Annotated in this window: 14 protein-coding genes and 3 rRNA genes; 11 read left to right on the top strand and 6 right to left on the bottom strand. The window is 66.9% G+C overall.

The genetic code is table 11. The annotated features are described in order from the left end of the window. The first annotated feature begins 74 nt into the window (after positions 1–74). Positions 75–1649, top strand: a complete 1575-nt coding sequence (locus tag ABD830_RS12070) for a chitinase (protein ID WP_344986751.1) — start codon at positions 75–77, stop codon at positions 1647–1649. Then, complete coding sequence (locus ABD830_RS12065) at positions 1646–3058, top strand: carbohydrate-binding protein (protein WP_344986750.1); 1413 nt, start codon at positions 1646–1648, stop codon at positions 3056–3058. The genes ABD830_RS12070 and ABD830_RS12065 overlap by 4 nt, the downstream gene beginning before the upstream one ends. A gap of 42 nt (positions 3059–3100) precedes the next feature. Here ABD830_RS12065 and ABD830_RS12060 read toward each other — a convergent pair whose 3' ends face one another. Next, positions 3101–4672 carry a molybdopterin-dependent oxidoreductase gene (locus tag ABD830_RS12060; protein WP_344986749.1) on the bottom strand — a complete coding sequence of 524 codons (1572 nt, stop codon included), beginning with the start codon at positions 4670–4672 and terminating at the stop codon, positions 3101–3103. Positions 4673–4790: 118 nt separating this feature from the next. Here ABD830_RS12060 and ABD830_RS12055 point away from each other — a divergent pair, with 118 nt between their 5' ends. Then, on the top strand, positions 4791–6185 hold the full coding sequence (locus ABD830_RS12055; RefSeq protein ID WP_344986748.1) for a hypothetical protein: 1395 nt from the start codon (positions 4791–4793) through the stop codon (positions 6183–6185). On the opposite strand, the gene erm is transcribed toward ABD830_RS12055, so the two are convergent. Next, positions 6174–6971, bottom strand: coding sequence for an ErmE/ErmH/ErmO/ErmR family 23S rRNA (adenine(2058)-N(6))-methyltransferase (erm, locus tag ABD830_RS12050; protein WP_378520955.1), 798 nt, complete (start codon positions 6969–6971; stop codon positions 6174–6176). The two genes, ABD830_RS12055 and erm, sit on opposite strands and share 12 nt — an antisense overlap. Positions 6972–7300: 329 nt before the next feature. Here erm and ABD830_RS12045 point away from each other — a divergent pair, with 329 nt between their 5' ends. Both ABD830_RS12045 and ABD830_RS12040 read left to right on the top strand, forming a co-directional pair. After that, complete coding sequence (locus ABD830_RS12045; protein ID WP_344986746.1) at positions 7301–8362, top strand: AAA family ATPase; 1062 nt, start codon at positions 7301–7303, stop codon at positions 8360–8362. Continuing rightward, positions 8359–10134 (top strand): vWA domain-containing protein, encoded by a 1776-nt coding sequence (locus ABD830_RS12040; protein ID WP_344986745.1) that lies wholly within the window; start codon positions 8359–8361, stop codon positions 10132–10134. Before ABD830_RS12045 ends, ABD830_RS12040 begins: the two co-directional genes overlap by 4 nt. A 32-nt stretch (positions 10135–10166) precedes the next feature. On the opposite strand, the gene ABD830_RS12035 is transcribed toward ABD830_RS12040, so the two are convergent. After that, the gene (locus ABD830_RS12035) at positions 10167–10589 is read right to left on the bottom strand and encodes a hypothetical protein (protein ID WP_344986744.1); all 423 of its coding nucleotides are present in this window, start codon (positions 10587–10589) and stop codon (positions 10167–10169) included. Positions 10590–10641: 52 nt separating this feature from the next. Here ABD830_RS12035 and ABD830_RS12030 point away from each other — a divergent pair, with 52 nt between their 5' ends. Beyond that, positions 10642–11505 carry a hypothetical protein gene (locus ABD830_RS12030; RefSeq protein ID WP_344986743.1) on the top strand — a complete coding sequence of 288 codons (864 nt, stop codon included), beginning with the start codon at positions 10642–10644 and terminating at the stop codon, positions 11503–11505. 19 nt (positions 11506–11524) lie between these two features. Continuing rightward, the gene (locus tag ABD830_RS12025; protein ID WP_344986742.1) at positions 11525–12271 is read left to right on the top strand and encodes a DUF6597 domain-containing transcriptional factor; all 747 of its coding nucleotides are present in this window, start codon (positions 11525–11527) and stop codon (positions 12269–12271) included. On the opposite strand, the gene ABD830_RS12020 is transcribed toward ABD830_RS12025, so the two are convergent. Further along, positions 12257–13297 (bottom strand): AI-2E family transporter, encoded by a 1041-nt coding sequence (locus ABD830_RS12020; RefSeq protein WP_344986741.1) that lies wholly within the window; start codon positions 13295–13297, stop codon positions 12257–12259. The two genes, ABD830_RS12025 and ABD830_RS12020, sit on opposite strands and share 15 nt — an antisense overlap. Before the next feature lie 444 nt (positions 13298–13741). Between ABD830_RS12020 and ABD830_RS12015 the strand changes: the two genes are divergently transcribed. The 3 genes from ABD830_RS12015 (at position 13742) to rrf (ending at position 18855) form a co-directional block, all read left to right on the top strand. Continuing rightward, positions 13742–15260 (top strand): 16S ribosomal RNA (locus tag ABD830_RS12015). Positions 15261–15556: 296 nt separating this feature from the next. Beyond that, a 23S ribosomal RNA gene (locus ABD830_RS12010) occupies positions 15557–18660 on the top strand. Positions 18661–18738: 78 nt separating this feature from the next. Further along, positions 18739–18855 (top strand): 5S ribosomal RNA (rrf, locus tag ABD830_RS12005). Together the 16S, 23S and 5S rRNA genes form the textbook arrangement of a ribosomal RNA operon. A gap of 246 nt (positions 18856–19101) precedes the next feature. Here the strand turns inward: rrf and tnpA are convergent. Further along, positions 19102–19527, bottom strand: a complete 426-nt coding sequence (gene tnpA / locus ABD830_RS12000; protein ID WP_378521091.1) for an IS200/IS605 family transposase — start codon at positions 19525–19527, stop codon at positions 19102–19104. A 22-nt stretch (positions 19528–19549) separates the two neighbouring features. Here tnpA and ABD830_RS11995 point away from each other — a divergent pair, with 22 nt between their 5' ends. Continuing rightward, positions 19550–20749: an RNA-guided endonuclease InsQ/TnpB family protein gene (locus tag ABD830_RS11995; RefSeq protein ID WP_344986740.1), complete on the top strand. Its 1200-nt coding sequence runs from the start codon at positions 19550–19552 to the stop codon at positions 20747–20749. A gap of 46 nt (positions 20750–20795) precedes the next feature. Here the strand turns inward: ABD830_RS11995 and ABD830_RS11990 are convergent, their stop codons facing one another. Beyond that, positions 20796–22265: a phosphodiester glycosidase family protein gene (locus tag ABD830_RS11990; protein WP_344986739.1), complete on the bottom strand. Its 1470-nt coding sequence runs from the start codon at positions 22263–22265 to the stop codon at positions 20796–20798. Between the last annotated feature and the right edge of the window lie 112 nt (positions 22266–22377).

Raw genomic sequence — 22377 nt, 5'->3', positions numbered from 1 at the left:
GCCGGTGCCGTACGGCTTGCGCTCTCACCCCCCGGCGCAAGACGTACGGCACCTCACCCCCGAAGGAAGAACTCGTGAGACCTCGCGCGATCCTCCTGGCCCTCTCCACCCTCGCACTCAGCCTGTACGCCCTCCCCGCCCAGGCCGCCCCCCTCGCATCCGGGGCCACCGCGACGTTCGTCAAGGTCTCCGACTGGGGCTCCGGCTTCGAGGGCAAGGTCACCGTCACCAACGGCACCACCACGGCCATGACCGGCTGGAACGTCCAGTTCGACGTCCCCGCCGGCTACTCCATCCCCTCCGCGTGGGACGCGGTCATGTCGCGGAGCGGGCAGCACTACACCTTCACCAACCCGAGCTGGGCGCCCCCGCTCGCGGCCGGGGCCAGCGCGAGCTTCGGCTTCAACGGCAGCCCCGGCAACTTCCCCGGCATCACCGGCTGCACGCTGAACGGCGCCCCGTGCGGCGGCTCCTCGACCGGGGCGCCCGGCGCGCCGGGCACCGTCTCGGCCACCGCGACCGCGAGCGCCATCACCCTCACGTGGGGGGCGTCCTCCGGGACGGTGACCGGTTACCGCGTCTACGAGGGGAGCGTTGTCAAGGCCACGGTCACGGGCACCACGGCCACGATCGGCGGCCTCGGCTCCTGCGAGAGCCACACCTACACCGTCAAGGCGTACAACTCGGTGGGTGAGTCGGCCGGGCGCGACGCCACCGCGACCACCACCGGCTGCACCGGCGGCGGTGGCAGCCTGCCGAAGCACATCCTCACCGGCTACTGGCACAATTTCGCGAACGCCGCCGCCGAGCTCAAGCTGTCGGCCGTGCCCGACGAGTACGACCTGGTCGCGATCGCGTTCGGCGAGGCCACCGCCACGGCGGGCGAGGTCGCCTTCGCGCTCGACCCCGGGCTGGCCGCGGCGGTCGGCGGGTACACCGACGCCCAGTTCAAGGCCGACGTGCAGGCCCTGCACCAGCGGGGCAAGAAGGTCATCCTGTCCGTCGGCGGCGAGGCCGGCCGGGTGCAGGTCGCCGACGCGGCCGGCGCGACGAGATTCGCCGACTCCGTGTACGCGCTGATGCGGGCCTACGGCTTCGACGGCGTGGACATCGACCTGGAGAACGGCCTCAACGCCACCTACATGGCCCAGGCGCTCAGGTCGCTGCGCGCCAAGGCCGGCTCCGGGCTGATCATCACGATGGCGCCCCAGACCATCGACATGCAGTCGACCGGGATGGAGTACTTCAAGCTCGCCCTGAGCATCAAGGACATCCTCACGGTCGTCCACACGCAGTACTACAACTCCGGCTCCATGCTCGGCTGCGACCAGGCACAGGCGTACACCCAGGGCTCGGTGAACTTCATGACCGCCCTCGCCTGCATCCAGCTCGAGAACGGCCTGCGCCCCGACCAGGTGGCGCTGGGCCTGCCGGCCGGGCCGGGCGCCGCGGGCGGCGGCGTCGTCTCGCCCTCCCTCGTCAACCAGGCGCTCGACTGCCTGGCCAAGCGCACCAGCTGCGGGACCTTCGTGCCACCGCGCGCCTACCCGGACATCAGGGGCGCGATGACCTGGTCCATCAACTGGGACGCGAGCACCAACTGGTCCTTCTCCAAGACCGTCAAGCCCCACCTCCAGGGAATGCCATGAAATTTCGCAGCAAATTCCTCGCATTACTCGCCGGGCTGGCCCTCGCGCTGACCGGCGCCGGATTCACGGCCGTCGCACCCGCCGCGTACGGAGCCGTACAGCAGATGGCCGCCGCCTGGGCCCCGTGGACCGCGTACACCATCGGCCAGGTCGTCACCTACAACGGCGTCGACTACGTCTGCATCCAGGCCCACACTTCGCAGCCCGGCTGGGAGCCGCCCAACGTGCCGGCCCTCTGGAAGCCCGGCTCGGGCGGCGGCAACCCCGGCGCCCCCGGCCAGCCCGGCGCGGTCAGCACGTCCGTGACCAGCTCCAGCATCTCGCTGAGCTGGGGCTCCTCGTCCGGCACCGTGACCGGCTACCGCGTGTACGAGGGCTCGACGCAGCGGGCCCAGGTCACCGGCACCAGCGCGACCATCTCGGGGCTCGGCACGTGCACGACGCACACGTACACGGTGAAGGCGTACAACTCGGCTGGTGAGTCGTCCGGCCGCGACGCCACCGCGACCACCAGCGGCTGCTCCAGCGGCGGAGGGGGCAAGATGGCCGGCGCCCCGTACCTCTACATGGGCTGGGGCAACCCGCCCAACCCGGGCACCGTCATGGACGCGACCGGCGTCAAGTCGTTCACGATGGCGTTCATCCTGTCCGGCGGCGGCTGCAGCCCGTCCTGGGACGGCAACCGGCCGCTGACCGGCGGCGCCGACCAGCAGGCCATCAACACGGTCAAGTCGAAGGGCGGCAGCGTCCAGGTCTCCTTCGGCGGCTGGTCGGGCAACAAGCTCGGCCCCAACTGCTCGACGCCGCAGGCGTTCGCGGGCGCGGTGCAGCAGGTCATCAACGCCGTCGGCCCGGCCGTCGTGGACTTCGACATCGAGAACAGCGACGAGTTCGAGAACTACACCGTCCAGGACCGCATCCTGAACGGCCTCAAGATCGTCAAGCAGAACAACCCGAACGTCAAGGTCGTCGTCACCTTCGGCACCTCCAAGACCGGCCCCACCGCGCCCGGCGTGCGGCTCATCAACCAGTCCAAGGCGCTCGGCGTGCCGATCGACAACTACACGATCATGCCGTTCGACTTCGGCGGCTCGAACATGTACCAGGACACGGCCAACGCCTCCGAGGGCCTGAAGAACGCGCTCAAGAGCGCCTTCGGGTGGAGCGACGCCCAGGCGTACGCGCACATGGGCATCTCGGGCATGAACGGCCTGTCCGACCAGCAGGAGCTGACCAACCCGTCCACCTGGACGCAGATCCGCGACTGGGCCAAGTCGCACGGCCTGACCAGGCTCGCCTACTGGGCCGTCAACCGTGACCGCCCCTGCCCCGGCGGCGGCGTGGTCTCCAACTGCAGCGGCATCTCCCAGGCCGACTGGGAGTTCACCAGGATCACCGCCGGATTCTGACCCGCTCGGCGGCCCGTGTCCGCACCGGGGGCGGGCCGCAGGTCACAGGACGAGCTGCGTGGGCTTGAGCGGGACGCCGAGGCCCGGCGGCCGGTAGGTCGGCAGCGCCTCGCCGTACTCGTGCATCCAGGCGTGGTCCACCAGCAGCCGCATCCGCCCCCCGCCGGGACCGCTGACGGTCTCGGCGGCGGGCCGGCGCCCGGAGAGCTTCTCGACCGCGTCCGCCACCAGCTCCGCCTCCGGCGCCGACAGGTCGCAGTGGTCGTCGGGCCCGATGAGCAGGTCCACGTCGGGCGGCAGCGGGTAGATCGGCCGCGGCAGGGCCAGCACGCGCGGCGGCGGCGCCATCGGCCAGCCGTCGCGCACCGCCTCCAGCAGCACCGAGCGCGACGTCCTCCGCGCGAACAGCCCCTCGGCCAGCGCCCAGCTCAGCGCGCCCACGTCCGACAGGTCCTCGCCGCACGCGTGCAGGCACAGGTACGGCACCAGCGGGATCCCCGCCCCGCTTTTCTGCGCCCACCCGCCGCCGCACCCGGTGAGCACCAGCAGCGCCACCATCGCCCGGTAGGCGGTGTCGGCGTGCGGCGTCTCCAGCCGCCCCGGCACGATCAGGCAGCGCCCTCCCGTCTTCTCCGCCGTCACGCCCAGCTCGCGCGCGATCTTCAGCGTCCGCGACGCGGCCACCCCGGTGCACGCCTCCTGCCAGGCCGGCGTGTACGGCTCGGCCCGGTCGGCGTACCCGGACGGCCACACGCCGGGCAGCCCGGGGCGCGACACGCCGTAGACGGCCAGCAGCAGGTCGAACACGGTCGTCACCAGCTCCTCGCCCTCCCGCAGCACGGGCACGCCGCGGCGCAGCACGCCGGGTCCGTCGTCGAAGCGCGGCAGCAGCACCTCCACCGCCTCGCCGCCGTACACGCTCAGCCGGTCACAGCCGCTCCCCAGCAGCCCGCCCGGCACGTACGCCTCCTCGCGCTCCCGCAGCCGCACGAGGAACGGCAGATCGGTGCGTTCCATGGCGTGCTCGGCGAACGGCGTCCTGTCCAGGTAGAACTCCTTGAGCAGCACGTGCCCCATGGCCATCGCCAGCGCCCCGTCCGTGCCGGGGCGCACGACCAGCGTCTCGTCGGACAGCCGCGTGGGATGCGTGCCCACCGCGACCACCTTCTGTCCCTTGTACCGCCCGGCGATCACCCAGGGCGTGTCCGGCGTGCGTACCAGCCGGTTGTTCTCCCCCCACTGCAGCACGTACGCCGCCCGCGCCCAGTCGTCGGCGCCCGGGCCGGCGAACCGCGGCCCCAGCACCTGCTCGGGCGCGCACGGGTGCTCGGTCAGCACCGCGCCGCCGAGCCCGCCGACCAGCCGCGCCAGCGGCGAGGTGGCCAGCGCCGCCACCCGGTCCGCCCCGTGCTGGGCGGCCGTGTGCATCATCGCCGCGGCCACCAGTTCGGCCACCGTGGCGTCGTCGAGCGGCACCCGCCGCTCGCCCCGCGCCGCGCGATATTGCTGTGAATTCGCTGTGAGTTTCGCCCAGGTGGCGACCGGGTCCCGCGTCGCATCCCTCACCTCGAAATAGAGCCTGACCAGTGCCTGGTTGACCTGCGATCCCCCCATGGAAAAAGTTCAACACAGACAGTGAGCCTCTATCGCCATACGTATCGGCATGTCGGGGATAAGAATTGGAAGCCCTGGTGGCAAGCACTGCCGCTGTTACGGCAGGCTAGAGGCCGCCATGGATTACGCAGTTCTCACGGGGATAGTCCTCGTCGCCGGTGTCGTGCTCGCTCTCATCGCCCAATGGCGCGATTGGCGGCCACCGCTCATTGTCGCCGTCCTCGTAGGCGTGGCCGTCCGCCTGCTGATCATGTACACGTCGGCGATCGACTCGTGGCAGCCGGTCGACTTCATGGAGAGCTTCAAGCCCGCGGGAGAGGCCGTGCTGCGCGGCCAGGACCCGGTGCTGGCCAGCGAGGGCGGCTGGCACTTCCTGCCGACCATCCCGTACGTGTACGGCATCCTGCTGTGGCTCGGCATCCCGTGGGAGTTCGCCGGGCGCCTGGTCACCGTGGTCGCCGACATCGTGCTGATCCCGCTGGTGGCCAAGCTGGCCGGCGGTCCCAAGGCGTCGCTGCGGGCCCTGCAGTACGCGCTCAACCCGCTCGCCGTGATGATCGCCTGCATCCATGGCCAGGTGGAGCCGGTCGCGCTCGTGTTCGGCGTGGCCGCGTTCGTGGTCGCCCGCGGCTCCGGCCCGCTGGAGCGTCCCGGCGTCGTGACGGACGTGGTCGCCAAGGTGCGGGCGGGCGTGGCCGCGTACGGCGTGCGCTCCTCGATCCCGCGCGTGATCGGCCGGGGCGGCATGCTGCACCGCGCCCTGCTGCCGGGGCCTGAGGACCGGGCCGACCTCAAGCGGGGCGCCCTGGCCGGCGTCCTGATGGGCCTCGCGCTGTGCGCGAAGAGCTGGCCGATCTGGCTGATCCCCGGCATGCTCCTGCTCCTGCCCAACCTGCGCTCCAGGGTCGCGGCGCTGTTCACCACCGGACTCCTGCCGCTGTTCTTCCTGGTCACGCTGCCGATCTTCGCGGGCACGTCCCTCGACCAGATCCCCGCGGTCATCAACACGATCCGGGACATCCGGCCGATCATCGGCGAGTGGGGCTGGACGCCGTGGTTCACCGGCGGCGACTGGGCGCTGATCCCGGCGCTGGCCTCCCTCGGCACGAACCTCATCTACGCGTGCGTCATCGGGGCGATCCTCGTCTGGCGGCGAGCCGACCCGATCGACATGACCATCGCCATCCTGCTGATCTTCATGGTGGTGACGCCGCGGCTGGGCGCCCAGTACCTGATGTGGTTCATGCCGTTCCTGATCGCCAGGCCGACCAGGTTCGCCTGGCCGGCCATCGTGGGCGTGTCGATCTGGGCCGGATACGGCTATCTCTACATGACCCAGTTCGACGTCAACACCTGGTGGTACCTGCACCAGGACTGGTCGCGGGCGTCGATCGTGCTGCTGCCCGTCCTCTTGCTGGCCATGCCCTGGGGCCGCCGCATGGCGACCGCGGCCCCAGGACTGGCTCCCCTCGCCGGCCGTTCGGAGCCGGCCCGGATCACGTCACCGGCATAGGCGTCCCCACAAGGTGATCCACTGGTCGGGGTGGACGTGGCCCACGACGGTGTCACGGGCGACGCCCGCTGCCTCCAGTGCGGCGTCCACCCCCTGGTAGCGCGTCTTCAGCGAGGCGCGCACCGAGCCGCCGACACCGCCGAAGCCCAGCTCGACCAGCTCCAGGTAGGAACGCCGCGAGCTCATGGCTCCGCTTCGCTCCGCTGTTCGGGGCTCTTCAAGCCCCTCACGGGGAAGGAGAGGGTCCGGCCTGCGCTGGATGCGCAGGATCGCCGAGTCCACGGACGGGACGGGCCGGAAGGCCTCCCTGCCGATCGTGTCGCCGAGCCGCCAGCTGAACCACGGCCACGACTCGACCGTGACCAGGCTCCAGCGGCCGTAGTCGCCGGTGCGCTTGCGGGCGTACTCCCGCTGGGTGAGCAGCGTCGCCGAGGTCAGCGCGGGCGCCCGCAGGCACCAGTCCACGATCTTCGACGTGACCGAGTACGGGATGTTGCCCACGACCGCGAATGGCTCCCGCGGCGCCCGCGCGGTCGTGAAGTCGCCCCTGACCACGTCGATCCTGGGATCGCCGCTCGTGCGGGCGGCCAGCCGTACGGCGAGCCTCGGGTCGATCTCATAGGCGACGACCTTCGCACCCGCCTCGGCCAGCGCGAAGGTGAGCACCCCCTGGCCCGCGCCGGGCTCCAGCACGAGCCCTTCGGGGGCGGCGGCCTTCACCATCAGATCGACGGCATGCCGGTCGGCCAGGAAATTCTGCGAGAGCGTGCGCCGCGCCCGGTCCATGGGCGTGCGGCCGCCGGTGTTCCTGGCTTTGCGCTGAGTATGTGAATAGTTTCCGTGCGCGAAATTCTGCGCCACAGCACTTGCCCTTTCGGGTCCTCGAGATTGACAGGTCTCGAAGGGCCCTGGGCACGCCTGCGGACGCGCGGATCAGCCTGGGATCAGATGGTCGCGTCCGCTAGCGGGCCAGAGCCCGGCCGTGGCGGATGCGGATGAAAACCTGGCAGGTGAACATGCATGTCATGCCGGTCACAGTAGGCAGCGGCAGTTCATCCGGGCAACGCAATTAAATGTGATGCGCGGACGGGGCCTGGTTCGCCACCCTGGAATACGTGCAGGCGACGGTCACGGTCACCCCGGCGCAGCTCCCCGAGCTGCTGCTGCACGTCGCCGTGGTCCGGCCCGTGTTCCTCTGGGGCGCCCCCGGCATCGGCAAGAGCTCGCTCGTACGCGAGTTCGCCGACTCACTCGGACTGGAGTGCGTGACGCTGCTCGGCACCCAGCTCGCCCCTGAAGACCTGATCGGCGTGCCCGAGCTGGTCAACGGGCGCAGCCGGTTCGCGCCGCCCGAGTCGATCGCGCGCGCGGAGCCGTACTGCCTGTTCCTCGACGAGCTCAACGCCTCCGCGCCCGAGGTACAGAAGGCGTTCTACTCGCTGATCCTCGACCGCAGGATCGGCACGTACGAGCTGCCCGCCGGCTCGGTGGTGATCGGCGCGGGCAACCGCGCCACCGACAACGCCCTCGCCCGCCCGATGGCGTCCGCGCTGCTCAACCGGCTGGTCCACGTGCACCTGCGGGCCTCGGCGGACGACTGGCTGAAGTGGGCCGCCGCCAACGGCATCCACCCGTGGATCGTCGACTACCTGGTCCAGCGGCCCGACCACCTGTGGAGCCCGCCACCGAAGACCGAGGAGCCGTTCTCCTCGCCGCGGGCCTGGCACATGCTGTCCGACGTGCTGCTGTCGTGCGGCGACGACGTGACCGACGAGACGATCGCCATGCTGGCGTTCGGCACACTGACCGCCACGCACGCCTCCGCCTTTCGCGCCTACGTCAAGACCGTGCGGCACGCGTACGACCTGGAGGCCGTGCTGAAGGGCGAGGCCCCCTGGCCGCGCAGGCCCGAGGAACGCGACCTGCTCTACTTCCTGGCCGAGGCGTTCCGCGCCCGCCTGATCAAGGAACTGCCCGCGGACAAGCGCGGATCCTCCGACCGCGGTCGCGACCTGGGCTTCCGGGCGAAGACGCTGCTGGTGGAGCTGGCCGAGATCTCCCTCGAATGCGCCCAGCTGGTCATCGCCAACAACGCCGACGGCGCGCCCGCCCTGCCCACCTGGTTCCTGGTGGAGGTCGGGAGGGACGTGCCCAGGCTGATGGCGGCCCGGTCATGAGACGCGCCAAGGCCAAGGTCGATCCCTGGCGGGCGGAGATCCACAACGGCTGGAACGCCGTACTCCGTCACCCGCTCTTCCGCGTCTTCCACAGCTACCTCCTGGAGGCCGAGCAGGACGAGCTGGGGAGCGACACCTGGGCCGTCGTCACCGACGACGGCGACGTGCGCTTCCACCCCAAGCGCCGCGCCCCGGCCGACGAATGGACGTGGGTCTTCGCCCATCTGCTGCTCCACCTCGGCTTCGGCCACGCCGACCCGCGCGCCTGCGCGCCGAAGGACATCGACGGCGACCGCCCCGAACCTGCCTACCACGCGGCCTGCTGCCTGGCCGTGGAGCGGTTCCTGCGCACACTCAAGATCGGGCGCTGCCCCTGGCCGCTGCCCGACGAGCTGCCCGAACAGGACGAGGTGGCGCTGTCGGAGCGCTGGCGCAGGCTCGGCGTGCCGCCCCCGGTCAAGCCATCGGGTGAGCCCGACTTCCGCATCGGCTCGGCGAAGCTGGCGGAGGACCTCGACTTCCAGCGCACGTTCGCGATCGGCATCGCCGAGGCGGCCACCAGCGCGCTCGACCGGGCCGGCGAGCCCCGCACCCCCGTTGAAGGGCACGTCAAGGGGCCCTGGGATCTGGCGCTGCGCTGGTTCACGTCGTCGTACCCGCTGCTCGGCGCGCTGGCCGCGGGCATGAAGATCGTCTCTGACGCCGAGCTGGCCAGGGGCTGGTCCATCTCGATCGCCGCGGTCAGCGCCGAGGCGGGGGAGATCTACATCAATCCGCTCGCCCGGCACTCCGAGCCCGAATGGCGTTTCGTGCTGGCCCACGAGATGCTGCACGCCGCGTTGCGCCACGGCGAGCGGTGCGGCATGAGAGAGCCGTACCTGTGGAACATCGCCTGTGACTACGTCATCAACGGGTGGCTGATCGAGATGGGCGTCGGCGAGATGCCGGAAGGGCTGCTGTACGACCAGTCGCTCGGCGGCATGTCGGCGGAGGCGGTCTACGACCGCATCGCCACCGACCTGCGCCGCCTGCGCAAGCTCGCCACCCTGCGCGGGCGCGGGCTCGGCGACGTGCTCGACCAGCCGCCCCGCCGCATCGGCGGATACGTCGATCTCGACGAGTACTACCGCAACGCGCTCTGCACCGGCCTGGCCTACCACCAGAGCAGCGGCCGCGGCCTGCTGCCCGCCGGGCTCGAGCAGGAGATCCGCGCGCTCGACCAGCCGCCGCTGCCCTGGGACGCCCGGCTCGCCCGCTGGTTCGACGAGCACTTCCAGCCCGAGGAGAAGCGGCGCTCCTACGCCCGCGCCTCGCGCAGGCAGGCGTCGAGCCCCGGCATCCCGCGGCCCGGCTGGGTGCGGCCCGAGGAGGTCGTGCGCAAGGCCACGTTCGGTGTCGTGCTGGACACCTCGGGGTCCATGGACGTGACGCTGCTCGGCAAGGCGCTCGGCGCGATCGCCTCCTACGCCGCCGCCCGCGACGTCCCGCGCGCCCGTGTGGTCTTCTGCGACGCCGCCGCCTACGACGCCGGATACCTGCCGGTCGAGGAGATCGCGGGCAAGGTCAGGGTGCGCGGCCGCGGCGGCACGGTGCTCCAGCCGGGCGTCAGGCTGCTCGAGCAGGCCGACGACTTCCCGCCGGACGGCCCCATCCTGGTGATCACCGACGGCGCGTGTGACGTGCTGCACATCCGCAGGGAGCACGCGTTCCTGGTGCCGCAGGGCGCCTCACTGCCGTTCCGGCCGCGCGGGCCGGTGTTCTTCGTGAAGTGAGTGTTCTGACGTGCTCTCTACGGAAGCGCCGGCTACTCCCCGGTCACGATGACCCGGATGAGGTGCCCGTGCGACTTGAAGATCCGCGGATGGTCGTCGGGCAGCACGCCGGTCACGCACTCGTACACGTTGCCGCCCGTCTGACTTACCAGGAAGGAGGGCTCGGCGATCACCGACAGCAGCCTGATCACGGCCCGCTGCACGTCGATGCCCTCCAGCCCCTCCTCCGGACGGGCCCGCACCTCGTAGAAGCCGTCGTCGAGCAGCCGTTCGCCCAGCACCTCCCAGCCGGGCACGCGCCGCAGGTGGGGGAGGAGATGTGCCGCGGGCTCCTCGGTGACCCACCCCTCTGTGCGCATCATCTCGTCGAGCCGCCGCACGGCCGGCAGCATCGCCGCCGCGTCGCTCACGCCGACGAACCGCTCGTCCCCGTCCCACCGCCGCTGCTGCTCCATACGTCCGATTCTGACAAGAGAACCGCCCGGGGCAAGGGATAGGTTCGCCCGCATGGACGTGATCGACCGCGCGGAGAAATATCTGCAGCTCCATGGGCGCCTGCTCGACAGGCTGCGTTTCGAGGCGCTCTTCAAGGACGGGCCGCGCGAGCGGGTGCTCGACGTGTTGCGCTGCTACCAGAACGCCGACGGCGGCTTCGGCAACGCGCTGGAGCCCGACCTGCGCGGGGCGGGCAGCCAGCCGGAGCCCGTCGAGGTGGCGTTCTGGATCCTGGACGAGCTCGACGCGTTCGACTCGCCGATGGTCTCCGCCGCCTGCGACTACCTGGCCGAGGTCAGCGCGCCCGACGGCGGCGTGCCGTTCGTCCTGCCGTCCGTCCGCGACACTCCGCACGCGCCCTGGTGGGAGACCCCCGACTCGCCTCCCGGGAGCCTCATCCCCACCGCGTCGATCGCGGGGCTGCTGCACAAGCACGGCAGCACGCATCCCTGGCTGGCCGCCGCCACCGACTTCTGCTGGTCGCGGATCGCCGCGATCAAGGAGACCGGCGAGTACGAGGCCAGGGCCGTGGTGACGTTCCTGGACCTGGTGCCGGACCGTGCCCGTGCGGAGGCGGAGTTCGCGCGACTGCGCGAGGCCGTCCTCGCGACCGTCGCCTTCGACCCCGGCGCGCCGGGGCACGCCCACTTCCCGACGGATTTCGCGTCCGAGCCGCTGCGGCTGCCGCTGTTCACCCAGGACGTTCTGGACACCCACCTCGACGCCCTGATCGCCGCGCAGTCCGATGACGGGGGATGGAGCGGGAACTGGCTGATGTGGACGCCGCTGGTGGAGCACGAATGGGGCGGGTACGTCACCGTGCAGAGGCTCAAGACGCTGCGCGCGTACGGGAGGCTGCCCGGGTTCTGTCGGTGAGGTCGCGTACGTTGGGGGCATGTACGTCGAACGGCCCCCCGGCGCCGACGTCGCCGATCGCGTCGCCTGCGAGTGGCGCCTGGTCAGCGAGGCGGACACCACGCAGCTCGTGGTGCCCGACGCGTGCGTCGACCTGATCTGGGGGCCGGAGGGCCTGTTCGTGGCCGGGCCTGACACGGGCCCCATGCCGACACACCTGGTTCCCGGCGACACGTTCGTGGGCATCCGGTTCAAGCCAGGCGCGGCGGGCGACTTCTTCGGCCTCCCGCTCCAGGAGCTCCGCGACCAGCGCGTCCGGCTGTCCGACCTCCCGTCCCTGCACGTCAGGCTGTCCGGCCTCCCGTCCCCGCACGTCAGGCTGTCCGACCTTCCGCCGCTGCACGTCCCGGACGCCGGTCCTTCGCGGCGGCTCGACGCGCTGCGGGTCGCGGTCAGAGCTCGCCTGGCCCAGGGGACATCCGTCGATCCCGCGAGCTCCGCCATCGCCGGCGCTCTCCGTAACGGCCGCACGGTCGCGGAGGTGGCGTGGGACCTGGGTTTCAGCGAGCGCCAGCTGCATCGCCGCAGCCTGACGTCGTTCGGCTACGCGCCCAAGACCCTCCAGCGCATCGTCCGCTTCCAGCGCGCACTGGCCCTGGCCCGCGCGGGCGTCCCGCTGGCAGAGGTGGCGGTCGCGGCCGGCTACGCCGACCAGGCGCACCTGTCTCACGACGTCAAGAGGCTGAGCGGGGTGTCCATGCGCCACCTCGTCTCACCCTCCGGGTAGCTTCCCCGACACCAGCGCCTGCGCCCACCCGGCGCTCGGATCGCTGTCGATGAACAGCGCCCGCGCCAGCAGACTGAGCGGAATGGCGAGCACGGCCCCCAGCGGTCCCAGGACGAAAGTCCACACGATCAGCGAGATGAACGTCATGGTCGTGGAGAGCCCCACGGCGTCCCCCAGGAATTTCGGGAGAATGAACGACTGGGTGACGACATTGGTGATCGTGTACGCGGCGATGACGAGCAGCATTTTCTGCACGCCGCCGTCCAGCAGGGCGAGCATGGCGGGCGGCAGCAGGCCGATGAGGAAGCCGATGTTGGGGATGTAGTTGGCGATCAGCGCGAGCACGCCCCAGAGCAGCGGGAGCGGCACGTCCAGCAGCGACAGGGCGATCACGTCGAGCACCGCGTAAATCAGCCCGAACACGGTCGAGACAATCAGATAGCGCCGCGTTTTGTGCGTGAAGATGCCCAGGGCCGTCACCAGCCGCGGCCTTCTGCCCACGCCGGAGGTGAGAATTTTCGCGGTCACCGGCGCGTCGAGACACATTGCCAGCAACAGCACGACGATGAGGAACATCGCGGAGAGAATGCCGATCAGACTGCCGAGCAGACTCTGCGCCAATTCCACGATCTTTCCGGGGTCGAACGACCGCAGCCCCCTATTGATCATTTCGTTGCTGAGGCCGTGCGTGGTGGCCCAGTGCTGCGCGTCGGTGAGGAGGCGGTCGAACTGGGGGGCGTATGTGGGCAGCAGCGAGGCGAGCTGGGTGGCCGAGATGGTCAGGATGCCGACCATCCCGAGGAGCACGAGCACGACAATGAGGAACGGCACGGCGACCTGGAGCCAGATGGGCGCGCGCCTGGCGGCGAGCCACCCGCGTACTGGGGAGACGGCGATGACCAGCACGAGGGCCAGCACGACGGGGCCGGCGATCGACGCCACCTCGCGGATGCCATAGAGGACGACCATCGCGGCGGCGATGCCCACCAGGATGATGAGCGCCCTGGGCGCGGGTTGATCTCGCACCCCCGGTACGTACCCCCGCTTCGCGCGCGAACCATCGATTTGACGGTTCCCGGAGGCGTACATAGAGTTCACCAGTCCCGCGAGGACGGCGATGATCGCCGATCTCACTCGGGGACAACCTCCAGACACCTCCACTCCGGTTGATGTTCGTATCACTCCGGATGGGCTGGTAAGTTAGAGGGGTTGTCCCGGAAGCGGGGCGCGGATTAATTCCAGCAGGTCGAGCAAGTCGGGTCAATTTGACAGGGACTTGAACGGCTGAAAGAATTAAGACACAACGAAATGAACGCCTCCGAGCGAAAAGCCTGAACGGCTCGAGTGAGGATGTACGCGTCCGTTTCTTGAGAACTCAACAGTGTGTTAAAAGCCAGTGCATGAGATACACATGCATGACCCCGTCATGATTGACGGTTATTGCTTGGATTCACAATCCAGACGAGACATTGTTTGGAGAGTTTGATCCTGGCTCAGGACGAACGCTGGCGGCGTGCTTAACACATGCAAGTCGAGCGGAAAGGCCCTTCGGGGTACTCGAGCGGCGAACGGGTGAGTAACACGTGAGCAACCTGCCCCTGACTCTGGGATAAGCCCGGGAAACTGGGTCTAATACCGGATATGACCGCCCCTGGCATCGGGTGGTGGTGGAAAGTTTTTCGGTTGGGGATGGGCTCGCGGCCTATCAGCTTGTTGGTGGGGTAGTGGCCTACCAAGGCGACGACGGGTAGCCGGCCTGAGAGGGCGACCGGCCACACTGGGACTGAGACACGGCCCAGACTCCTACGGGAGGCAGCAGTGGGGAATATTGCGCAATGGGCGGAAGCCTGACGCAGCGACGCCGCGTGGGGGATGACGGCCTTCGGGTTGTAAACCTCTTTCAGCAGGGACGAAGTTGACGTGTACCTGCAGAAGAAGCGCCGGCTAACTACGTGCCAGCAGCCGCGGTAATACGTAGGGCGCAAGCGTTGTCCGGAATTATTGGGCGTAAAGAGCTCGTAGGTGGCTGGTCGCGTCTGCCGTGAAAGCCCGCAGCTTAACTGCGGGTCTGCGGTGGATACGGGCCGGCTAGAGGTAGGTAGGGGCAAGTGGAATTCCTGGTGTAGCGGTGAAATGCGCAGATATCAGGAGGAACACCGGTGGCGAAGGCGGCTTGCTGGGCCTTACCTGACGCTGAGGAGCGAAAGCGTGGGGAGCGAACAGGATTAGATACCCTGGTAGTCCACGCTGTAAACGTTGGGCGCTAGGTGTGGGGGTCTTCCACGATCTCCGTGCCGGAGCTAACGCATTAAGCGCCCCGCCTGGGGAGTACGGCCGCAAGGCTAAAACTCAAAGGAATTGACGGGGGCCCGCACAAGCGGCGGAGCATGTTGCTTAATTCGACGCAACGCGAAGAACCTTACCAAGGTTTGACATCACCCGGAAAGCTCCAGAGATGGGGCCCTCTTCGGACTGGGTGACAGGTGGTGCATGGCTGTCGTCAGCTCGTGTCGTGAGATGTTGGGTTAAGTCCCGCAACGAGCGCAACCCTTGCTCCATGTTGCCAGCACGCCCTTCGGGGTGGTGGGGACTCATGGGGGACTGCCGGGGTCAACTCGGAGGAAGGTGGGGATGACGTCAAGTCATCATGCCCCTTATGTCTTGGGCTGCAAACATGCTACAATGGCCGGTACAGAGGGTTGCGATACCGTGAGGTGGAGCGAATCCCTAAAAGCCGGTCTCAGTTCGGATTGGGGTCTGCAACTCGACCCCATGAAGTCGGAGTCGCTAGTAATCGCAGATCAGCAATGCTGCGGTGAATACGTTCCCGGGCCTTGTACACACCGCCCGTCACGTCACGAAAGTCGGCAACACCCGAAGCCCGTGGCCCAACCCGTAAGGGGGGGAGCGGTCGAAGGTGGGGCTGGCGATTGGGACGAAGTCGTAACAAGGTAGCCGTACCGGAAGGTGCGGCTGGATCACCTCCTTTCTAAGGAGCACACTCGCCCGTCACCGGCGCACGATCGGTGGGGCGACAGCTCACTAGTGGAGCACTGGCTAGTCAGTCGGACCGGGTTGCCGGGCCGCTAGTACCGCCCGTAAGGGAGTGGGAACGTGGTTGCGGGGTTTTGGTTCGGGTCTGAACACACTGTTGGGTCCTGAAGGAACGGGCATGCGTGCCTGGTTCTTCTTGGATGACAGGGCCGCTGAAGCAGCTTTTCGGAGTTGTGGATGCGGTTGCTGTTTGTTGTTTGAGATTTGCATAGTGGACGCGAGCATCTTTGTGGCCAAGTTTTTTAGGGCACACGGTGGATGCCTTGGCATCAGGAGCCGATGAAGGACGTGGGAGGCTGCGTTAAGCCTCGGGGAGTCGCCAACCAGACGTTGATCCGGGGATGTCCGAATGGGGAAACCTAGCACCAGTCATGTGGTGTTGCCTCCGCCTGAATGTATAGGGCGGTTGGTGGTAACGCGGGGAAGTGAAACATCTCAGTACCCGTAGGAAGAGAAAACAATATGTGATTCCGTGAGTAGTGGTGAGCGAAAGCGGATGAGGCTAAACCGGGCGTGTGTGATAGCCGGCAGGCGTTGCATGTCCGGGGTCGTGGGACCTTCTGGTGGTTTCTGCCGGAACTGCAAGCAGTGATAAATCGATGGGGTAGTTGAAAGCTCTGGGAAGGGCTGCCGTAGACCGTGAGAGCCGGGTAGGCGAAACCTTGTCGACTGCTGGAGGGGATCCCAAGTAGCACGGGGCTCGAGAAATCCTGTGTGAATCTGCCAGGACCACCTGGTAAGCCTAAATACTCCCTGATGACCGATAGTGCACGAGTACCGTGAGGGAAAGGTGAAAAGTGCCCCGGTGAGGGGTCGTGAAATAGTACCTGAAACCGTGTGCCTACAAGCCGTAGGAGCTTACAGCAGCTTGCTGTTGTGTGATGTGACTGCGTGCCTTTTGAAGAATGAGCCTGCGAGTTATGGTGTGTGGCGAGGTTAACCCGTGTGGGGGAGCCGTAGCGAAAGCGAGTCTGAATAGGGCGTTTGAGTCGCATGCTGTAGACCCGAAGCGGAGTGATCTACGCATGGGCAGGTTGAAGCTCAGGTAAGACTGGGTGGAGGACCGAACCCACCAGGGTTGAAAACCTGGGGGATGATCTGTGTGTAGGGGTGAAAGGCCAATCAAACTCCGTGATAGCTGGTTCTCCCCGAAATGCATTTAGGTGCAGCGTCGCGTGTTTCTTGCCGGAGGTAGAGCACTGGATGGCTAATGGGCCCGACAAGGTTACTGACGTCAGCCAAACTCCGAATGCCGGTAAGTGAGAGCGTGGCAGTGAGACTGCGGGCGATAAGGTTCGTAGTCGAGAGGGAAACAGCCCAGATCACCGACTAAGGCCCCTAAGCGTGTGCTAAGTGGGAAAGGATGTGGAGTCGCAGAGACAACCAGGAGGTTGGCTTAGAAGCAGCCACCCTTGAAAGAGTGCGTAATAGCTCACTGGTCAAGTGATTCTGCGCCGACAATGTAGCGGGGCTCAAGTACACCGCCGAAGTCGTGGCACTGACAGCTATGAGCTGTTGGTGGGTAGGGGAGCGTCGTGCAGCTGGTGAAGCAGCAGAGTGATCTAGTTGTGGAAGCTGTGCGAGTGAGAATGCAGGCATGAGTAGCGAATCGAGGGTGAGAAACCCTCGCGCCGGATGACCAAGGGTTCCTGGGGCAGGCTAATCCGCCCAGGGTAAGTCGGGACCTAAGGCGAGGCCGACAGGCGTAGTCGATGGACAACGGGTTGATATTCCCGTACCCGCTTCAATGCGCCCATACTGAACCTCGTGATGCTAAGAGTCCTTAACTCGCTTGAGCCTTCGGGCTTGGGGTCAGAGTGAACGCTCGAACCGATCGGGTAGTAGGTAAGCGATGGGGTGACGCAGGAAGGTAGTCCAGCCCAGGCGATGGTTGTCCTGGGGTAAGCATGTAGGGCGGAACGTAGGCAAATCCGCGTTCTTTATGCCTGAGATGTGATGCCGAGCCAATTGTGGCGAAGTGGATGATCCTATGCTGCCGAGAAAAGCCTCTAGTGAGTGTTGTGGCGGCCCGTACCCTAAACCGACTCAGGTGGTCAGGTAGAGAATACCAAGGCGATCGGGTGAACTGTGGTTAAGGAACTCGGCAAATTGCCCCCGTAACTTCGGGAGAAGGGGGACCTCTGCTGGTGATGAGTTTTGCACTCGGAGCTGGTGGGGGTCGCAGTGGCCAGGGGGAAGCGACTGTTTACTAAAAACACAGGTCCGTGCGAAGTCGTAAGACGATGTATACGGACTGACGCCTGCCCGGTGCCGGAACGTTAAGGGGACCGCTTAGTGTGAGTGATCACGCGAAGGTGAGAACTTAAGCGCCGGTAAACGGCGGTGGTAACTATAACCATCCTAAGGTAGCGAAATTCCTTGTCGGGTAAGTTCCGACCTGCACGAATGGCGTAACGACTTCCCCGCTGTCTCAACCGCAGACCCGGTGAAATTGCAGTACGAGTAAAGATGCTCGTTTCGCGCAGCAGGACGGAAAGACCCCGGGACCTTCACTACAGCTTGACATTGGTGTTTGGAACGGCTTGTGTAGGATAGGTGGGAGACTGGGAAGCTCGGACGCTAGTTCGGGTGGAGTCATTGGTGAAATACCACTCTGGTCGTTTTGGATGTCTAACTCTGGTCCGTGATCCGGATCGGGGACAGTGTCTGGTGGGTAGTTTAACTGGGGCGGTTGCCTCCCAAAGAGTAACGGAGGCGCCCAAAGGTTCCCTCAGCCTGGTTGGCAATCAGGTGTTGAGTGTAAGTGCACAAGGGAGCTTGACTGTGAGACTGACGGGTCGAGCAGGAGCGAAAGCTGGGACTAGTGATCCGGCATCGGCGTGTGGAAGCGGTGTCGCTCAACGGCTAAAAGGTACCCCGGGGATAACAGGCTGATCTTCCCCAAGAGTCCATATCGACGGGATGGTTTGGCACCTCGATGTCGGCTCGTCGCATCCTGGGGCTGGAGTAGGTCCCAAGGGTTGGGCTGTTCGCCCATTAAAGCGGTACGCGAGCTGGGTTTAGAACGTCGCGAGACAGTTCGGTCCCTATCCGCTGCGCGCGCAGGAGACTTGAAAGGGGCTGTCCCTAGTACGAGAGGACCGGGACGGACGAACCTCTGGTGTGCCAGTTGTACCGCCAGGTGCACGGCTGGTTGGCTACGTTCGGGAGGGATAACCGCTGAAAGCATCTAAGCGGGAAGCTTGCCTTGAGATGAGGTCTCCCACCACGAGAGTGGGTAAGGCTCCCGGTAGACGACCGGGTTGATAGGCCGGAGGTGGAAGCACGGTAACGTGTGGAGCTGACCGGTACTAATAGGCCGAGGACTTGACCACAAAGCAGACTTTTCGAGTCGTTCTTGCTCGCGTCCACTAGGCAATTCTGAGACAGCAAACAGTTGCTGCTCGAGGGGTTGCGGCGGTTATGGCGGGAAGGAAACACCCGGTTACATTCCGAACCCGGAAGTTAAGCTTCCCAGCGCCGATGGTACTGCACTCGGGAGGGTGTGGGAGAGTAGGTCACCGCCGCACAATATTTAACAAGGAGGGCCACCCGGAAGGGTGGCCCTTTTTGCGTGCACGCCCGGCATTGGCGATCGCTTGGGAGTGAAAGTCCCCTGGAGGGAGAGTGGTGCTAACCAACTCCGAGCCGGAGGCAACTGCGTCGTCGTGAGGCGGGGTGAGAAGGAAGCCCGAGGCGAATCCCTGCACCGAGGAACGCGAACCGCGTATGAGGCATGTCAGCTGGGGTGAGCCTGCATGCTACGGCGAAGCCCGTCACTGCCAAGACGGCTGGTGTGTAAACGTGGCGGCTGTAGGGGGGGGAGTGATCGTTCTTATCCGGGGAACCGCGTAGCGGGGTGAGTACAGTCGGTTCGCCGCCAGGCATGTCGGCGTCCACTTGCTCAGTTGGGGGAACTCCTGCCGCGTTCGGTGTGAGGACACGCCTTTGAGGCGGTTGACCAGCTTGGACAGCGCGATCTTGGGTGGGAAGTTCACCAGCAGGTGGACGTGGGTGGCCTCGCCGTTGAACTCGGCCAGTTCGGTTTCGAGGTCGGCGCAGACCGATCGCATGGTCTCTTCCAGCCGGGTCAGGTGGGTGCCGGTGAAGACCGGATGCCGAAATTTCGTGATGAAAACCAAATGCGCGTGCAGCATGAAAACGCAGTGCCTGCCGGTTCTGATATCGGTGTAGTCGCCGATAAACCAACTCTAGAATGGCCTCGTGCAGCTTCGGTACACCTACCGGATCGACCCGTCCCCCGCCCAGCGCATCGCGTTGGCCAAGGCGTTCGGGTGTGCGCGGGTGGTGTTCAATGACGCGCTCGCGTTGCGCAACCACGCCCGCGAGGCTGGTCTGCCGTTCGTTGCCGATGCCGAGTTGTCCCGCCGGGTCATCACGCAGGCCAAGCAGACACCTGGACGGGCCTGGCTGGGTGAGGTGTCGGCGGTGGTGCTGCAGCAGGCACTCGCCGACTGCACCACCGCGTTCCGCAACTTCTTCGCCTCGCTGTCCGGCAAGCGCCAAGGGCCGAGGATGGCCCCGCCCCGGTTCCGGTCCCGCAAGGACCGTCGGCAGGCGATCCGGTTCACCAAGAACGCCCGCTTCGCCGTCACCGCCTGCGGGAAGCTGCGCCTGCCGAAGATCGGGGACGTGAAGGTGCGGTGGTCGCGCCCGCTGCCCGCGCCACCGTCCTCGGTCACCGTCATCAAGGATGCGGCGGGCCGGTATTTCGCCAGTTTCGTGGTCGAGGTGCGCGAGCAGTCGCTGCCCGCCGCGCCCGCCGAGACGGGGATCGACCTCGGGCTCGGCCATTTCGCCGTCCTGGCGGACGGCCGGAAGATCGACTCGCCGCGGTTTCTGCGCCGGGCGGAGAAGAAACTGAAGAAGTTGCAGAAGGCGTTGTCGCGTAAGGAGAAAGGATCATCGAATCGGGCCAAGGCCCGGGTGAAGGTGGCCCGCCAGCATGCGAAGGTCGCTGATGCGCGCCGTGAGTTCCATCACCAGACCTCCATCAAGATCATCCGCGAGAATCAAGCGGTATTTGTGGAGGACCTGGCGGTGAAGGGGCTGGCGCGCACGAGGTTGGCCAAGAGCGTGCATGACGCGGGCTGGTCGGCGTTCGTGCGCATGCTGGAGTACAAGGCAAAACTCCATGGCAGGCAGTTCGCCAAGGTCGGCCGGTTCTTCCCGTCGTCCAAGCTCTGTTCGGCCTGCGGGACGCTCGCCGCCACGATGGCGTTGAACGTGCGGGAATGGTCCTGCCCGTGCGGCACCGTCCATGATCGGGATGTCAATGCCGCGATCAACATTCTCGCCGCCGGACGGGCGGAGAGACTAAACGCCTGTGGAGGGCCGGTAAGACCACCGCTCGCGGTGGCGCAGCCCGACGAAGCAGGAAGCCGAGGAAGTGCCGCCGCATGAACAGGGCGGCACAGACCAGAATCCCTGGCGTTTGCCGGGGAGCGCGTCAATGCGGCAGGACCAGGAGGGCGTCACCGACGCCGCGCTCCACGCCGTCCGAGGGCCGGTTGACCAGCTTGTCGCGGACCACCATCGCCGTCGAGCCGCCACCGTCCAGGTTGACGGCCTGCTTGGCGCCCAGCCAGCGCATGAACTCGGCCGCCTCTTGGAAGTTCGCCCCGACGCTCACCCCGGGGTTGCGGCCTTCGACGGTGGCCAGGATGAGGCTGCCGTTGGCGGTGACACCGAGGAGGGTGCGCGGGTGACGGCGGAGGATCATGTTCACGGAGTCGTGGCCGTCGCGCTTGGCGGTGATCTTCACCTGGCCGTTGCGCACCAGGCCGACGTTGCCCGCGATCACGTACAGGTCCGGGGTCAGCTTGAGCGCCTGGTTGGTGCGCAGGTCCACGACCTTGGTGTCGACCTTGACCGTCCAGTCCTGGAAGGCGTGCTCGTGGAGCCAGTCGGCGGCCAGGCCGTTGCCGTGCAGCACCCGCGTTCCCGCGGCCACCGCGGCGCCTGACTCCCGCAGGCCGAGGACCTTGCCGTTGGCGTCGAGCACGGCGTCGGTCCCGCCGGCGGGCGTCTTGGCTCCGTACTCCTCCGTGTAGAGCACCAGCTCGTCCGTCGCGACGGCCCGGTTCACGCCGTTGACCTCGGTCTTCTGGCCGTCCTGGGAGGTCGCGGTGACGGTCGTCCGCAACTCTGTGACCTTGGCGGTGTGGCCCTTGAGGATCACGGCCGAGCGGCCGGGGACGGCCTCGCTGAGCAGCTTGCCGGCGACCACCGACGCGCCGACGGGCTCGCCGCGCAGCGCCTTGTCGGTGTGGATGTTGAAGAAGCCGCCGTTGACCCCGACGAGCGCGTGCTTGGCCTTGGCCATCGAGGAGACGGTCTCCCGCTTGGCCACGCTGGTACCGAGCGAGGAGACGTACGAGCCGCGGAACGTCCGGGCGTCGATCATCACGACCTTGACGTCCCAGGGGCCGGTGGTCTTGAGGCCGTCGTCGCCGAGGTAGTCGACCTTGACCTTCAGCCCCGCGTCCTTGAGCTTCTTGGCCGTCTCCTCGGCCTTCTTCTTGTCCTCGAGGGACCAGAGGCCGACCCTGACCATGTACACGGTCTGGATGGGGGCGTCGGCGACGCTCGGCCGGATCACCTTCTGCACGCTGGGGGTCTCCCCGGCGGCCTCCACCTCGGCGGCCTTGGTCTCCGCGGTCGACTGCATCCCGTAGTCGCGGCCGCTCGGCATCAGCACGGTCACCGTGTAGCCGTCGGTCGACGTGCCGGCCTTCACGTCGTACAGGTCGATACCCTGGGTGACGGCGGTCGCTGTCTTCGTCGGCACGGGCCGGTCGCCCAGCGGGAACTTGGCCGACGGGAACGCCACCGACGCCTGCTCCGCGGTGGCGGGCAGAGGGGTGAGCGTGAGGGTGGCGGCTATGGCCAGGCCGCCGGCGAGGGTGCGTCGAGACATGGATTCTCCAGAGGGCGGAACAGGGACCGCACCATAGTGACGAGATCATGGTCTTCGGGGCAGCCGAACGCGCTAATCGGCCGAAGAGGTTACAAGATTGACATCGCACCGG

Source organism: Nonomuraea helvata, assembly GCF_039535785.1.
Classification (GTDB): Bacteria; Actinomycetota; Actinomycetes; order Streptosporangiales; family Streptosporangiaceae; genus Nonomuraea; species Nonomuraea helvata.
Note: the sequence above shows the minus strand (reverse complement) of the source record. Positions and strands in the feature narration are given on the sequence as shown.